At 56.5% G+C, this 14,571-nt stretch carries 15 protein-coding genes; 8 read left to right on the top strand and 7 right to left on the bottom strand.

What is annotated here, in order from left to right; translation table 11 throughout:
- The first annotated feature begins 97 nt into the window (after window positions 1–97).
- From galE to ACZ89E_RS12520, 6 genes are all read left to right on the top strand, one after another.
- Window positions 98–1,114 (top strand): UDP-glucose 4-epimerase GalE, encoded by a 1,017-nt coding sequence (galE, locus tag ACZ89E_RS12545; RefSeq protein WP_476255791.1) that lies wholly within the window; start codon window positions 98–100, stop codon window positions 1,112–1,114.
- 235 nt (window positions 1,115–1,349) lie between these two features.
- Window positions 1,350–1,586, top strand: coding sequence for a hypothetical protein (locus ACZ89E_RS12540; protein ID WP_123403467.1), 237 nt, complete (start codon window positions 1,350–1,352; stop codon window positions 1,584–1,586).
- A gap of 84 nt (window positions 1,587–1,670) precedes the next feature.
- On the top strand, window positions 1,671–2,786 hold the full coding sequence (locus ACZ89E_RS12535) for a polysaccharide biosynthesis/export family protein (RefSeq protein ID WP_463259918.1): 1,116 nt from the start codon (window positions 1,671–1,673) through the stop codon (window positions 2,784–2,786).
- A gap of 10 nt (window positions 2,787–2,796) precedes the next feature.
- A complete protein-coding gene (locus ACZ89E_RS12530) occupies window positions 2,797–3,462 on the top strand; it encodes a YjbF family lipoprotein (RefSeq protein WP_149658951.1) in 666 nt (221 codons plus the stop codon).
- Window positions 3,459–4,220 (top strand): capsule biosynthesis GfcC family protein, encoded by a 762-nt coding sequence (locus ACZ89E_RS12525; protein ID WP_476255790.1) that lies wholly within the window; start codon window positions 3,459–3,461, stop codon window positions 4,218–4,220. The genes ACZ89E_RS12530 and ACZ89E_RS12525 overlap by 4 nt, the downstream gene beginning before the upstream one ends.
- Window positions 4,217–6,295, top strand: coding sequence for a YjbH domain-containing protein (locus ACZ89E_RS12520; RefSeq protein ID WP_476255789.1), 2,079 nt, complete (start codon window positions 4,217–4,219; stop codon window positions 6,293–6,295). The genes ACZ89E_RS12525 and ACZ89E_RS12520 overlap by 4 nt, the downstream gene beginning before the upstream one ends.
- Before the next feature lie 140 nt (window positions 6,296–6,435).
- Here ACZ89E_RS12520 and ACZ89E_RS12515 read toward each other — a convergent pair whose 3' ends face one another.
- From ACZ89E_RS12515 to ACZ89E_RS12500, 4 genes are all read right to left on the bottom strand, one after another.
- Window positions 6,436–7,830: an undecaprenyl-phosphate glucose phosphotransferase gene (locus ACZ89E_RS12515; protein WP_149658948.1), complete on the bottom strand. Its 1,395-nt coding sequence runs from the start codon at window positions 7,828–7,830 to the stop codon at window positions 6,436–6,438.
- A gap of 316 nt (window positions 7,831–8,146) precedes the next feature.
- Window positions 8,147–8,806, bottom strand: coding sequence for a winged helix-turn-helix domain-containing protein (locus tag ACZ89E_RS12510; RefSeq protein WP_476255788.1), 660 nt, complete (start codon window positions 8,804–8,806; stop codon window positions 8,147–8,149).
- An 18-nt stretch (window positions 8,807–8,824) separates the two neighbouring features.
- Window positions 8,825–9,568, bottom strand: a complete 744-nt coding sequence (locus ACZ89E_RS12505; protein WP_476255787.1) for an EAL domain-containing protein — start codon at window positions 9,566–9,568, stop codon at window positions 8,825–8,827.
- Window positions 9,569–9,591: 23 nt separating this feature from the next.
- A complete protein-coding gene (locus ACZ89E_RS12500) occupies window positions 9,592–10,332 on the bottom strand; it encodes a winged helix-turn-helix domain-containing protein (protein ID WP_476255786.1) in 741 nt (246 codons plus the stop codon).
- Window positions 10,333–10,898: 566 nt separating this feature from the next.
- On the opposite strand from ACZ89E_RS12500, the gene ACZ89E_RS12495 reads away from it, so the two are divergent.
- Window positions 10,899–11,732, top strand: coding sequence for an undecaprenyl-diphosphate phosphatase (locus ACZ89E_RS12495; RefSeq protein ID WP_476255785.1), 834 nt, complete (start codon window positions 10,899–10,901; stop codon window positions 11,730–11,732).
- A 10-nt stretch (window positions 11,733–11,742) separates the two neighbouring features.
- On the opposite strand, the gene dusA is transcribed toward ACZ89E_RS12495, so the two are convergent.
- On the bottom strand, window positions 11,743–12,753 hold the full coding sequence (dusA, locus tag ACZ89E_RS12490; protein ID WP_476255784.1) for a tRNA dihydrouridine(20/20a) synthase DusA: 1,011 nt from the start codon (window positions 12,751–12,753) through the stop codon (window positions 11,743–11,745).
- A 102-nt stretch (window positions 12,754–12,855) separates the two neighbouring features.
- Between dusA and ACZ89E_RS12485 the strand changes: the two genes are divergently transcribed.
- Complete coding sequence (locus tag ACZ89E_RS12485; protein ID WP_476255783.1) at window positions 12,856–13,980, top strand: tyrosine-type recombinase/integrase; 1,125 nt, start codon at window positions 12,856–12,858, stop codon at window positions 13,978–13,980.
- Window position 13,981: 1 nt separating this feature from the next.
- Here the strand turns inward: ACZ89E_RS12485 and ACZ89E_RS12480 are convergent, their stop codons facing one another.
- Window positions 13,982–14,257, bottom strand: coding sequence for a pyocin activator PrtN family protein (locus ACZ89E_RS12480; protein ID WP_476255782.1), 276 nt, complete (start codon window positions 14,255–14,257; stop codon window positions 13,982–13,984).
- Window positions 14,254–14,553 (bottom strand): hypothetical protein, encoded by a 300-nt coding sequence (locus tag ACZ89E_RS12475; protein ID WP_476255781.1) that lies wholly within the window; start codon window positions 14,551–14,553, stop codon window positions 14,254–14,256. The genes ACZ89E_RS12480 and ACZ89E_RS12475 overlap by 4 nt, the downstream gene beginning before the upstream one ends.
- Window positions 14,554–14,571: the final 18 nt, after the last annotated feature.

The raw sequence follows: 14,571 nt of genomic DNA, 5'->3' as shown, positions 1-14,571 counted from the left end.
TAGTGCTAAATAAGTACCCGGTATGACTGTCTGGTCGAATTACATATTGATCGGTACATGTTATTGCGCACTTTACGATCCCACTATGGACCGCGCTATGAAAATTCTGGTAACGGGTGGCACCGGGTATATCGGTTCGCACACCACACTTGCTTTGCTTGAAGCGGGTTTTGAAGTGGTGGTGCTGGACAACCTTTCCAACAGTTCCGACGCTGCGCTGCACGCCGTTGAAGCCATCTGCGGCAAACGTGCGCTGATGATTCACGGGGATGTGTGTGATCGACCCTTGCTGGACCGGATTTTCCAGCAGCACGCCATTGATGCGGTCCTGCATTTCGCCGGGCTTAAAGCCGTCGGCGAAAGCGTGCGCAAGCCGCTGGAGTATTACGAAGCCAACGTCGGCGGCAGCATCACGCTGTGCCAGGCGATGGCCGCCGCCGGGGTGTTTCGCCTGGTGTTCAGTTCATCGGCCACGGTGTACGGCGCGCCGGAGCAGATGCCGATCAGCGAGGAGGTGCCTACCGGCAGCCCGACCAATCCCTACGGCCAATCCAAGCTGATCGTCGAAAACGTGTTGCGCGACCTGTGCTCGGCAGAGCCGCGCTGGAGCGTCGCGCTGTTGCGTTATTTCAATCCGATCGGCGCCCATGCCAGTGGCCACTTGGGTGAAGACCCCAATGGCATTCCGAATAACCTGGTGCCCTACATCAGCCAGGTGGCGGTCGGCAGCCTGAAAGAGTTGTCGATCTTCGGCGACGATTACCCCACGTCGGATGGCACCGGTGTGCGCGACTACATCCACGTCGTCGACTTGGCGGACGGGCATATCAAGGCCTTGCAATCGATTTCCCAAACCACCGGCATCAACATCTGGAACCTGGGCACGGGCGACGGCTACAGCGTGATGCAAGTGCTGCACGCGTTTGAGCAGGCGTCGGGCCGGCCTGTGCCGTATCGGATATTGCCGCGCCGCTCGGGTGACGTCGCCGAGAGCCTGGCCGACCCGTCCAAGGCTGAGCGTGAACTGGGCTGGAAGGCCACACGCAGTTTGCAGCAAATGATGACCGACACCTGGCGCTGGCAATCGAATCATCCTAAGGGCTACCTCGAATAAGTAGTGATTGCGCCGAATGTTATAAACCGACAGCCATGTTAAGTAAGGTCGGGAAATTAGGCTGGAGTTACCTCCGGCAAATCCGTAGATATAAGCCCTGCCGTTCGACATTTATCAGTTGCGTTTGACTGTGACTGAACAACGGCTCTTGTTCGCAGTTTTTGCGGCTTGATCTTTCCACCTCTAACGGCACGCTTTGTTTGTTGACAAGGCCGAACGTTAGAAAGGAGTTGATATGAAAAAAGTGATGGCAATTGCCCTGTTGTCGATGTTTGGCAACTGGGCGTCCGCAGCGGAAGCACCGCTGACACAGGCAACTAATGTCGCCGGTAACGTAGCCGCTTCCCAAGCGCCTGCGGCCAGTACGGCGATGGTTGCAGGTGCAGTGGCTGCCTCCAACAGTGGCGGCAACGCCAACGGCGGTACTACCGGGACCACAGGAACTACCGGTACCACCGGCACCAGTAACTGAAAAACCCTGTAGGTGTAATACAAGGTCGCCCGATGAAAGTCGGGTGCCCTTGTTGGATTTGCCCTTGAATAGCGTAGTGCCATTATGAATCGTAGTTTTCCTTTTTTGATGTTGGCCAGTCTCGCTTTGCAAGGTTGTATGTTTTCCCCGGGGCAATACCTGAGCACCAGCGATATCACGCGCCAAGGGGGCAGTGAAAGCAGTCGCGTCGAGCTGATACCGATCACGCCCAAGCTAATTGCGATGGATCGGGCGACGCAGAAACGCACGTCGCTGCCGGCGGAATTGTTGGCGACCCCGGCGGAGTACCGCATCGGCAGCAACGATGTGTTGTACATCACGGTCTGGGACCACCCGGAGCTGACGGCACCCTCGGGCGCGCAACAGCAGATCGATGCCAACGGTCGCCTGGTGCGTTCCGATGGCACGTTGTATTACCCCTATATCAAGGAAGTGCAGGCGGCCGGCAAAACCATCCAGCAACTGCGCTCGGACATTTCCGAACGCCTGTCGGCTTTCATTGCCGACCCGCAAGTGGACGTCGCCGTGTTGCGCTTCGCCAGCCAGAAAGTCGTGGTGTCGGGGGCGGTAACAAAGGCCGGTGCGCAACCGATTTCCACCAACCCGCTCAACGTGGTCGAAGCCCTCGGTGCGGCTGGTATCGACCCGGTCAATGCCGACTTGTCCGGCCTGCTGCTGACGCGCAAGGGGCGGGTGTATCCGCTGGATCTTGATGCGCTCAATCAGCAGGATTCCGAGTTGCAGAACGTCTACCTCAAGGGTGGCGATCAGCTGTACCTGCCGTACAACGACAACAAGCGCATCTACGTCATGGGCGAAGTCAATCAGCCCCGGGCGCTGACCTTCAAGACCGGCACCATGAACCTGTCCGATGTCCTCGGCTCGGTCGGCGGCTTGAGCCAGACCACCTCCAACGGCAATGCCGTGTATGTGATCCGCGGGGTGGAAAACCTCGATGTGGAACCGGCGAAAATCTACCAGTTGAAAGCCGAGTCGCCGACCGCCATGGCACTCGCCACGCATTTCAATGTAAGGCCCCAGGACATCGTCTACGTGGGCCCCGCCAACGTGACGCGCTGGAACCGTTTCATCAGTCAGTTGGTGCCTTCGGCCGCCATCCTCGGTGTGGGGGCTTCCTCAGCGAAGAACCTGAGTGAAGTCAGAGACAACGGCAAATAAGGTCAGGTCTGTGAGAACGTTGAATGTTGGCGTCTGCGTAATGGCGGCCGTGTTGTTGTGTGGCTGTAACCCGCTGATGACCGCGTCCTTGGGTAACTTCAAGGCCGCGGTAATCGGTCCCGATGAGGTGCAAGTCACCCCCGCGCAAGTGGCCCGGGTCGAGTTTCCCCAGCTGACCTTGACCACGCCATCCGGCTCCGGGGTGTTGGCGATGGTGCGTGAGCGGGGCGACCTGCAGTTCTGGGTCGCGTCCGGTAAACAGGTGTTGCTGCTGCGCGATGGACTCGCGGTGCGCACCATTGGCCTGGGCGTCGAAGGTGATCTGGACGGCACGCGACTGGCGGCGTCTTCGCCCTTCAAACAAGGCCTGCACACCCTGCCGGATGGCTACACCAGCCAGCGCTGGATCGATCTGTATCAAGGCAGTGAAACCGGTGTGACCTTGAACAGTCGCTTCTCGCGAAAATCCATGGAAACCCTGGAAATCCTCAACAAGGAATACGCCGTGCTACGTGTCGATGAGCAGATTGACGCCCCGGCCATTGGCCTGCGGGCGACCAATCGTTACTGGGTCGATCCCGTTGACGGTTTTATTGTGCAGAGCGAGCAACAACTGACCTCGCGCCTGCGGGTCAAGATTGTGCAATTGACCCCTGAACGCAGGGCTGCCCGTTGAAGCGGGTACGGAAGCTGTCGGCATGCCTGCTGTTGATCACCAGCGTCAGCCAAGCGGCGGTCACTGTCACAGGTGATGTGCAAGTCCCCGGGCCGGTGGAGTTGCCGCCGGGCGGGCGGTTGACGGATGTGATCAGCGTCGCCGTGCCCAATGCCGAAAGCTATTGGCTGGCGGCGGCGTTGCTGCGTCAGTCGTTGCTGGAAGAGCAGGCCCGGCTCAAGACCGGGGTGCTGTTCGATTTGCAGGTGTTGCGCCGTGAAGCCTTGATCTTCGACCGGCCGGGCCGGGCAGAGCTGGCGACGCGTCTGTCTGAGCAGGTCAGCGCCATGCCGGTCACCGGGCGCCAGGTCACGGTGCTCGACCCGGTGGCCATCGAAGTCGGGTTCGCCCCCAACGTCCAGCTGAGTGACGGTGATCGCCTGATCTATCCATCGCGCGTCGATGAAGTTGAAGTGCTCGGCGCCGTCGCCGAGCCGTGCCGCTTGCCCCATGTCGTCCGGCAAGAGGCCCGGGATTACCTGCAAGGCTGCGCAATGCTGGCCGATGCCGAGGCCGATTACCTGTGGCTGATCCAGCCCAATGGCGTTACCCGCCAGGTCGGTATCGCGCCCTGGAATCGCGAGAGCGGGCACGTGCCTGCGGCCGGCAGCAAGATCCTGGTGCCGGTGAAAAATGATGATCTCGATCCGCCTATCCCTGAACTGAATCAGCAGTTGGCCGAATTTCTTGCCACGCAATTGGCTGAGGTGGTTCATTGAATTTACGTTTTGCAGCTGTGTTGTTATTGCCCTGTGGACTGGCGCATGCCGAGCCACGTCTTACCCAGAATGATTTCGGCGGCGTCGGCTTGTGGCAGACACCCACCGCCCGGATGTCCCCGGCCGGCGAGTTGAGCGTGAACGCCAACCGCACCGAGCCCTACAGTCGCTACAGCGTGGCGCTACAGCCGTTCGATTGGCTGGAAGGCGCGTTTCGCTACACCGCCATCACCAACCGTCCTTACGGCCCCGAATCGTTGAGCGGCAACCAGAGCTATAAGGATAAGGCGGTCGATCTCAAGGTCCGGTTGTGGCAGGAAACCCACTGGGCGCCCGACGTTGCGCTGGGCTTCCGAGACATCGGCGGTACTGGCCTGTTCTCCAGTGAATTCCTGGTGGCCAACAAGCGCTACGACGATTTTGATTTCAGCGCCGGCATTGCCTGGGGTTACCTGGGCAATCGCGGCGACTTCGACAACCCGGCGGGCTATCTCGATGATCGCTTCAAGACCCGGCCAAACATGGAAGGCACCGGTGACGTCAACGCCGGCGCCTACTTTCGCGGCAAGCCTTCGTTGTTCGGCGGCGTGACCTACCAGACGCCATGGGACCGGCTCAGCCTGAAACTCGAGTACGAAGGCAACGACTATAAACACGAGCCCAAGGACAACGTGATCCAGCAGGACTCGCCGATCAACCTGGGCGCCGTGTTCAAAGTCACCGATTCGCTGGACCTCAGCGCAGCCTGGGAGCGCGGCAACACGGCGATGTTCGGCCTGACCTTCCACACCAACTTCGTCAGCCGCAAGGCCCCGACCAAGCGCTTCGACCCGCCCGCCGAGCCGTTGCCGGCCAAGACTCCGACCGTCGCGATGGATCAGGTCGACTGGCCGGAGGTGTCCCGACGCCTGCAGCAAAATGCCGGCTACAAGGTCGAGCGCATCAGCCAGCGTGGCCCCGAACTGATCGTCTACGGCGAGCAGGGCCGTTATTTTCATTCGGCCAAAGCGGTCGGTCGGGCCAGCCGGATTCTCGACAACAGCGTCAATGCCGACATCGACTGGTTCACCCTGGTGAACAAGCGCTACGACCTGCCACTGGAAGAAACCAGCGTGCCTCGGCAAACCTTTCGCGAGGTGCTCAACAACGAGGAACCGCTGCAAGCGCTGCACCGCACCACCGAGACCAACCCGGCGATGCCGCACAACGAGAAGACCCTCTACACCGAAGCCCGCGACCCGTTCAGCTACGGCGCCGGGCTGGGCTTCAAACAGAACGTCGGCGGTCCTGACGGCTTTTTCTATCAGTTCAGTGCCGACGCCGACGCCGAGTATCGCTTCAACCGCAACACCTGGTGGAGCGGCCTGATCAGCGCCAATCTGCTGAACAACTTCGACGGCTTCAAATACGACGCACCCAGCGGTTTGCCTCGGGTGCGCACGGACTTGCGCCAATACCTGACCACCTCTGAAGTCACCATGCCGCTGTTCCAGGTCAGCCACGCCGAGCAGCTGGACAAGGACCTGTACGGCATGGTCTACGGCGGTTATCTGGAATCGATGTTTGCCGGTGTGGGCGGTGAAGTGTTGTTTCGTCCGCAAGGCCAGCGCTGGTCGGTCGGTGCGGATTTGAACTACGTGCGTCAGCGCGAATTCGACCAGGGCTTCGGCCTGCGGGACTACTCGGTCGTCACCGGCCATATCACCGGCTATACCGACTTGCCCTACGACACACTGGCGGCGGTCAGCGTCGGACGCTACCTGGCCGGGGATTGGGGCACCACGATCGATCTGTCGCGGGAGTTCTCCAACGGCGTGCGGTTCGGCGCCTGGGCGACGATCACCACCGCCACCGGCCCCGAATATGGCGAAGGTAGTTTCGACAAGGGCCTGTACCTGTCCATCCCGTTCGATGAATTGATGAGCATGTCGACCATGCGCCGCGCCAACCTCGTCTGGTCGCCGCTGACCCGGGACGGTGGCGCACGGCTCAATCGCAGCTTCCAGTTGCACTCGATGACCGACAGCCGCGACAACGACATGTTCTACCGCAACTTCGAGAAGATCACCGAGTAACGTTGGCGATCTACAGGCTGCATGTCCTGTAGATCGCCGCTTGATTGGCCTCCCTTCAAACATCCGCCCAACCCAAATCACAGCCACGAAAAAGGGGACTTGCGTCCCCTTGTGGTGCTGCTTTTTTTGCGCTCAGGCCATCAGTAGATGTCCTTCGAGAGCAGCGTGAAGGGCGTCTTCACCAGGATCTTCAGGTCCAGCCACAGCGACCAGTTGTTGATGTACTTGAGGTCGATCTCGACACGTTTCTGCATCTTGTCGATGGTGTCCGTCTCGCCGCGGCAACCGTTGATTTGCGCAAGCCCGGTAATGCCCGGCTTGATTCGGTGGCGCGCCATGTAGGCCAGAATCTTGCCCGAGTAGTAGTGGTTATGCGCGACGGCGTGAGGACGCGGACCAACCAGGGCCATGTGCCCTTGCAGCACGTTGAACAGTTGCGGCAGTTCATCCAGCGAAGTGCGGCGGATGAAGCGGCCGACGGCCGTAATGCGCGAATCGTTGCGGCTGGCCTGCTTGACTTCATGGTCGTCGTGGACACGCATCGAGCGAAACTTCCAGACCTGAATCACCTTGCCATTCCAGCCGTGGCGATCCTGTTTGAAGAAGATCGGGCCGGGGGAGGTGAGTTTCACGGCCAGCGCAATCACCGCCAGCACCGGGCTCAGCAGGATGATGGCCAGCAATGCCACGGCTTTTTCCACCAGACTCTTGCTTAGCGCGGCAGTGGGCTGGCTGGTCAGTGGGCTTTCATTCAAGTAGATCGCCGGCAGACCGTCCACGACCCGCACCGAGTGATTGAGCAGCGTCAGGCAGTTCAAGTCCGGGACCCAGACCACGTCGACGTTGGCACCCAGCAAATCGACGTACATGGCTTCGATTTTTGCCGCTTCGCTCAGGGGCAGCGTGATGTACAAGCGTCGAATGTCATGGATTCTGATCAGTTCCAGAAGGTCTTCCTGCGCACCGACGATCTGTGGGGCATCCGGGTCCAGCGCGGCAACGGGGCCCGTGCTGACCAGACCCACCAACGGCAGGTTTTCGACGCTGCTCAACTTCTTGGCCAGGCCCAGCGCCAGCTCGCCGGTACCGACGATCAGCGTTCTATGCTCGCTTTTTCGTGACCGCTGGTAGTACTTGGAGAACCCGTGCAACGGCGCGTACAGCAGCGCCTGCCCGAGGAACCCGTACACCGCCCAACTGAGAATCACCTGCCGGGAAAACAGGGCATCGGCCTTGCAGATAAAGGCCATGAAGGCCAGCGCCGCCATGGTCATCGACCAACCCATGAACAGGCGTCCCAGCCCTGTCAGATAGTTATCTCGTTTGCGGTAGACGCCACTGAAGGTATAGGCCGGCACCGAGGCCAATACGGCCAGCGTCGCGCATACCCGGTAATAGAACTCGACTGCGCCGGTATGCTGTTCAGCGAGTATGAACAACAATGAAACAGCAAAGCCCTGCGCCAGCGCCCATTGACCCCAAAAGGTAAGTCCCTTGAGGCCGGTATTTCGATTGATACGAAGAGTAAGATCCATGCGATATCCCCAAAAGACGTCCATTCAGGTATCGACAGTCGAACCGTGAGTTGTTTAAGCAGGATTGTTATTGTTTTAACTAATGCCCTGGGACTAACAACGCCAATAGGCCGAGCTGTCGTCAGTCAATAGATTAAGTTGTTGATAGGGGATGCTGTCTGACGAGTTCTAACAAGGTGGCAAAGTGCCAACTTTTATCGAGGAAGTGTTCGATGTTAGAAAAGGTCGATATTGAGGGGGTGTTATAGAAGGGGGTAACAAACAAAGTGCACTTTTTATTTTTGTAATAGCACTGTCATATGTTTGTTGAGGTGGGTCAGGCCGGTTGAGCCTCTGTTACCACTTCCTGGATAAGGCAATAGCCGCGATTTCTCACCGCGCGAAAGAGTCGTTCACCTTTGCTCGCGTTTTTGAACTTGTCCTGCAATCGGCTCAAACACATTTCCAGGCCGCGATACTGCTCCGGTTCTCTACCGATGCTCAGAATCAGATCATCTCGACTGACGACGCGATCTTCATGATGCAGCATCTTCTTGACGAGGGCGGCTTCCAATCCAGTGAGGTTGATCTCGACGTTTTCCTTGATCAATACACTTTGATCGTCGTCGAGTTGCCAGGCTTCGCTGTAAGGGCTGTCAACCTCGTGTTCTCGGGGAATATCGCTGAACTCTACCGGGTCAGGTGTCAGGCTGGAGCGCGCTGCCAACCATTCTGCTTCGAGCGTGGCAAGTATCTTTTGCGTTTCATGTTCGATCGCGTGGGCGACATGTTTCCTTGACCCACTTGGGTAAGTGAACTCCATCAGCACGGGGGCGGAGGAGGCCGGGTTAACACCTTCGATAAACATTTGCGCCTGGGAAGTACCAAACGAGTTGAAACGCTCGCTGGACAGTATGGTCTCGAGCTCACGCTGGGATGTTGTGCTGTGAGTCACGACGACAAAATATTTTCTGGGGAGGGTTGTACTGATTTCCACGTCTCTCTCCTAAAGTAGTCACCAATGTTCGGTTAAAAGATGATCGGCAGGGGAGTAATAACTCCCTTGGAAGTAATCAAAGGGCTGCGCCCTGGCCAATGTATGGCTCTCGATATGCTCTACACGATCGGCAATAAAAGAAATCTTGTTGTTGTGGCTCAGTGTCACCATGCGGTCATGGAGTCGATTGAAAAACTCAGGATTGCCATTGAGTTTTAAACACTGGTCCAGGGATGAAACCGATACCTTGATGTAATTGAACAGATTCAAAGTGCTAAAGCGTGTAAGGGCGTCTCGTTGGAGAGTGTCGCTACCCAACGCGATTTCTATACCATGATCTTTCAGGCGATACATATTATGAGTAATGTTTTTTTTATATTTGGAATCCACTTCCCAGAATGGTTGCTCTTCGAGTGACACGACCAGTGTATGGCCCAGATCACGCAAGTTGTCGCCAGACCGGATCAGTTCGTCGGCCAGCGTAAAGCTGGCAAGGCTCGGTTCAGACAGGCATAGAAGTGTTCGGTTCAAATATTTTTTTGGGGTGTGCGAGCGAGGGTCTTGCAGGGAGACGGCCCCGCGGTGCAACTGCCCCCGGGCGTCGCTGGGCGCACACGGTTGGGCCGCCAGCGACGTCCGGCAAAGGGCGGGCGTGGTTCTTACCTCACTGGCAAACGGGCGATCGTCACGTGACAGGATCAGTTGCCGGGTCAAATAGCGATACGGGGCGTTTGCGGGCGAGATGCCTCCAGTCGCATTCATTCAACAACTCCTTCCATGGTGAATCAGGCGGTCGAGATCAGACCCCTCATCAAACGGTATCCATACCCGCGAATGCTCTGAATGGCATTGGTGCCATACATGTCTTTGATTTTTCCGCGAAGACGACTAATTGATTTCTCCAGTGCCCTGGGGTCATAAAAATTGGTGTTGAGCCCCATGATCCTGGCGATTTCATCGTGACTTAATATATGGTTGCTGGTTTGTGCAAAGGCTTCCAGAATTTTCATTTCTGCAAACGAAATATCCAGCTTGTTGCGGGTGCCTAACAGGCATATACGCGTGGAATCCAATACCAGGTTTATTTCCCTTTGCCATTCATCACTGCTGAAAAACTCAGACAGGAATGCGGAACTTTCATCGGACAGGGTATTGAGTTTTATGCAGCAGTCGGCACCCGCAAGATAGTACTTCATCTTGTTGTAAGTGCCCCGGCCGGTAATAACAGCGCAGATGATTGGATTTAAATTAATCGCGCGAAGGTTTTCCACAAGCGCCAGGCTCTCATCGAATGCTTGAGCACTGTCGATAATGATGAAAATGGCACGATACCCATCCGGGTGTTCATTCTTCTTATGCGAAATAGTATATGAACTGGCATCAAGCGTTATATCGGAGTGCACATGCCTTGCGACTAATGCTCTAAAGTTCTCGGCCACGCTGCGAGTACGGCCCAAGGTGAGAACCCCTGGCTCCTCATTTGTCGGGCGCTGGCTTCTAGTCGCTATTTTCCCTGTAAGCATCATGCTTTTTGACTCGAATGGGTGCTGACATCAGGATGTTAAAGCACCGGTTCTCATCTGTGACTGACAATTGGTAACATTCAAAACGGATTTCAGGGCGGGATTTCCGAGTTTTCTAACATAAACAAAAGGTTTTCAACCGTTTAGTTGCTTCTTGCAGGCAGTTGAACTAATGAAATGGCGCCCTTAGATGATGGCAATATGGAATTGTGCCACTATTTTGATTCAGCAGCGAGTGGTATTTATAGCCAGAAGGCCATCACGGTCTTGACGGGTGATTCCGGGCTATTGTCCCTCTAAGAATGCGAATGTGTGCACTCCGTCACATTTTTTATCGGTCGGGAACTAACCACCATAATTCGGAGTTCTGGTGATTCGTTAGCCGGACGATTAATAACAAGTCTTGAGTGCGTGGTTTGATAAGACTTATTATCCGCTGGAGCCCTCCGCTACATGATCCTGGTGTGCCAAGTGTTTTATAGGCGATAAATAGGTATCTGCCCACTTAATGCTGTTCAGTTATTAAATACTTATACGCTGTTCATTAAGAATGGCTTGACGGAGGATTGATGGATTTTTGGACATTGGTACAAGTACTTGTTTTGGGCGCGGTAGAAGGGTTGACAGAGTTCTTGCCTATTTCCAGTACTGGGCATCAGATTATTGTCGCCGACTTGTTGGACTTTGGTGGCGAGCGCGCCATGGCGTTTAATATCATTATTCAGCTGGGTGCCATTCTGGCTGTCGTCTGGGAGTTCCGGCCGAAAATATTCGAGATCATCAAAGGCTTACCGACCCAACGCAACGCCCAACGTTTTACGTTGAACTTGTTGATTGGTTTTCTCCCAGCCGTTGTCCTCGGTGTGTTATTCGCCGATAAAATTCATGAGTACCTGTTTAATCCGATCACCGTCGCCGTGGCGCTGGTAGTGGGCGGAGTCATCATGTTGTGGGCCGAGCGAAGGGAACATGTGGTGCACGTCGAACATGTTGACGACATGCGCTGGTCAGATGCTTTGAAAGTGGGGTTTGCACAATGCCTGGCGATGATCCCGGGTACTTCCCGCTCAGGCTCGACCATTATCGGCGGATTGCTGTTTGGACTGTCGCGCAAGACAGCGACCGAGTTCTCGTTTTTTCTGGCGATGCCAACGATGGTCGGCGCCGCTGTCTATTCAGGCTACAAGTACCGCGACCTGTTCCAACCCAACGACTTGCCCGTATTTGCCTTGGGTTTTGTCACGGCCTTCATCTTTGCGATGATCGCCGTGCGTGGCTTGCTCAAGTTCATCGCCAGCCACAGCTACGCGGCATTCGCCTGGTACCGGATTGCCTTCGGTTTGCTGATTTTGGCCACGTGGGGGTTCGGATGGGTGAACTGGACGGCGGCCACAGCGGCCTGACCGTGAGGGGCTAGCGCCCCTCAAGCAACTCCGCCGCCTGGTCCAGCAACACCAAAGGCTCTTTGGCCTTATGAATATCCACCGACAACAACTGCCGAAACTTCCTCGCCCCCGGAAACCCGGTACCCAGCCCCAGCACATGCCGAGTGATATGGTGCATCGAGCCGCCGGCCTCAATGTGCGCCGCAATATAAGGCCGCAACTGCGCCAGCGCCTCAGCCCGAGTAATCACCGGCGCCGTACTGCCAAACAACTGCTGATCCACCTCAGCCATCACATAAGGATTGTGATAGGCCTCACGACCCAGCATCACACCGTCAAAAGTCTGCAAATGCTCGTGGCAGGCTTCCAGCGTCTTGATCCCGCCATTGAGAATAATCTCCAACTCCGGAAAATCCTGCTTCAACTGCGCCGCCACGTCATAACGCAACGGCGGAATGTCCCGATTCTCCTTCGGCGACAACCCCTCCAGAATCGCAATCCGCGCATGCACCGTAAAACTCGTACACCCCGCATCCCGAACCGTACCGACGAAATCACACAACTGCGCGTAACTGTCCCGCCCATTAATCCCGATCCGATGCTTCACCGTCACCGGAATCGACACCGCATCCCGCATCGCCTTCACACAATCGGCCACCAACTGCGGATGCCCCATCAACACCGCGCCGATCATATTGTTCTGAACACGATCGCTTGGGCAGCCGACGTTAAGGTTGACCTCATCGTAACCATGGTCCTGGGCCATGCGGGCGCAGGCTGCGAGGTCTAGAGGGACGCTGCCTCCGAGTTGCAGGGCGAGTGGGTGTTCGGCTTCGTTGTGACGGAGGAAACGGTCGTGGTCCCCGTTTAGGAGCGCGCCGGTGGTGACCATCTCGGTGTAGAGGAGGGCGTGTTTGGAAAGGAGGCGTAGGAAAAAGCGGCAGTGACGATCGGTCCAATCCATCATGGGCGCAACACTAAACCGCCGAGACAGTACAGAGCTTGTGTTTTGTGGATTAGTGACTGTTTTAGCTAGCATTTTTCTCTGCGCATTCTGGGCCGTTTTTAGGCGTTTTCAGACGTTTTTTAAAGGCCGGTGGTAAAATGTACCACTCACTTTCTCATTTGTACCACTGGAACCATGGCAACCATTAGAGCAAGAAAGAAGGCCGACGGATCGGTCAGTTATACGGTCCAGATCCGCCTTAAAAACAAAGGGGCGATAGTCTACCAAGAGTGCCAGACCTTCGCCCGGAAACAGGCTGCCGTGGCGTGGGCTCGAAAACGCGAAACGGAGCTCGCTGAGCCCGGCGCGATCGAGCGGGCAAACCGCATAGGCGCGACGGTCAAGGAGATGATCGAGCGTTATTTGGCTGAGATGGAGAAGGTTCGGGCTTTGGGTAAGACCAAGCTTGCCACGCTCAAAGCGATCAGCGAATCGTACCTGGGCAAATTGAATGACCAGGACATCAATAGCCAGGTGCTGGTGGAGTACGCGCTGTGGCGCATGGGTGACGAGGGCGGGAACGTCCAGCCTCAGACGGCGGGCAATGATCTTGCGCACCTGGGGGCGGTGCTGTCGATCGCTCGGCCCGCCTGGGGCTATGCAGTCGATCCGCACGCGATGACGGATGCCCGGCGGGTCTTGAAAAAGCTGGGGTACAACATGAAAAGTCGCGAGCGCGACCGGCGGCCGACTTTGGATGAACTCGACAAGCTACTCACGCACTTCCAGGGCATCCAATCCCGTCGCCCGACTTCGATCAACATGCTCAAAATGACTGGATTCGCATTGTTCTCAACACGCCGCCAGGAGGAAGTTACGCGGATCCAGTGGACGGATCTCGATGAGGTGGGCCAGCGGGTACTGGTGCGCGACATGAAAAACCCCGGCCAGAAGATCGGTAACGACGTGTGGTGCCATTTGCCGCCAGAAGCTTGGGCCATTCTTCAAACCATGCCGAAAGTGCTGCCGGAGATATTTCCGTACAGTGCCGAGTCGGTATCCACGTCATGGACCAGGGCTTGTCAGATACTGGGTATCGAGAATCTGCACTTCCATGATCTGCGCCACGACGGCGTGAGCCGATTGTTCGAGATGGACTGGGACATTCCTCGGGTAGCGAGTGTATCGGGGCATCGCGATTGGAACTCGATGCGGCGTTACACCCACCTACGCGGACGCGGTGACGCCTACGAGAAATGGAAATGGCTCGAGAAAATCCTACAGGCGCCCGTAAAGTTGGGCGCCAGGATGCTGAGGTAAATTAGCTACTGCGTGGTGCGCTGTTTAGCTGATTGTTTTCTTTGACGGCGGCAGCGCGCTGGGCATCCAGGTATTCGGAAAGATCCGTGATGTGAATGCCCTTTGCGCTCTTTTGACTTGATTCCATACGCGTAATGGGAATTTTGATTTGTCCGGACCCCACCTTGCGCTGAAACATGTCCGTGGTGAGATGAGTGAAATAGTCCTGACAGACTCGCTCTAAGGGAATAACCACTTGACCGTTGTATTGGGCCATAAGGACAAATAACGTTTTCATAGTGTTGCTCCTACAGGTGGGAAGGTCTGAACAGTCGTGTTGTGCTTAGTCGATGAATGGCTTGCCAACAGCTGTGCTACAACTGCGCATTCGGCCGCATCAATGTCGCCAAGCTCCTTGGCAAAGCCGGTAAGGCATTCAAGCCGGATCCGCGCATCGTCGGTTTTCCGCATCTGGTAATCGAACAACGCCGTGCCGACGATCCGAACGGCCATCAGATGCCGGGCGTACTGGGCGTCAAAGTTTGCCAATGTGTTAGCCTTCGAATCACTGCTGCTTTGGTGCTGTGCTTGCATGGTGTTGCCCTCAGTGGT

This window comes from Pseudomonas sp. TE3899, from assembly GCF_056279105.1.
The sequence above is the reverse complement of the archived record's forward strand: the minus strand, read 5'-3'. Positions and strand labels throughout refer to the sequence as shown.

What these genes read in the sequence shown, in the direction of transcription:
- galE (WP_476255791.1), top strand. Translation starts at nt 98, where the DNA reads ATGAAAATTCTGGTAACGGGTGGCACCGGGTATATCGGTTCGCACACC.
- ACZ89E_RS12540 (WP_123403467.1), top strand. Translation starts at nt 1,350, where the DNA reads ATGAAAAAAGTGATGGCAATTGCCCTGTTGTCGATGTTTGGCAACTGG.
- ACZ89E_RS12535 (WP_463259918.1), top strand. Translation starts at nt 1,671, where the DNA reads ATGAATCGTAGTTTTCCTTTTTTGATGTTGGCCAGTCTCGCTTTGCAA.
- ACZ89E_RS12515 (WP_149658948.1), bottom strand. Translation starts at nt 7,830, where the DNA reads ATGGATCTTACTCTTCGTATCAATCGAAATACCGGCCTCAAGGGACTT.
- ACZ89E_RS12505 (WP_476255787.1), bottom strand. Translation starts at nt 9,568, where the DNA reads ATGAATGCGACTGGAGGCATCTCGCCCGCAAACGCCCCGTATCGCTAT.
- ACZ89E_RS12500 (WP_476255786.1), bottom strand. Translation starts at nt 10,332, where the DNA reads ATGATGCTTACAGGGAAAATAGCGACTAGAAGCCAGCGCCCGACAAAT.
- ACZ89E_RS12495 (WP_476255785.1), top strand. Translation starts at nt 10,899, where the DNA reads ATGGATTTTTGGACATTGGTACAAGTACTTGTTTTGGGCGCGGTAGAA.
- dusA (WP_476255784.1), bottom strand. Translation starts at nt 12,753, where the DNA reads ATGCTAGCTAAAACAGTCACTAATCCACAAAACACAAGCTCTGTACTG.
- ACZ89E_RS12485 (WP_476255783.1), top strand. Translation starts at nt 12,856, where the DNA reads ATGGCAACCATTAGAGCAAGAAAGAAGGCCGACGGATCGGTCAGTTAT.
- ACZ89E_RS12480 (WP_476255782.1), bottom strand. Translation starts at nt 14,257, where the DNA reads ATGAAAACGTTATTTGTCCTTATGGCCCAATACAACGGTCAAGTGGTT.
- ACZ89E_RS12475 (WP_476255781.1), bottom strand. Translation starts at nt 14,553, where the DNA reads ATGCAAGCACAGCACCAAAGCAGCAGTGATTCGAAGGCTAACACATTG.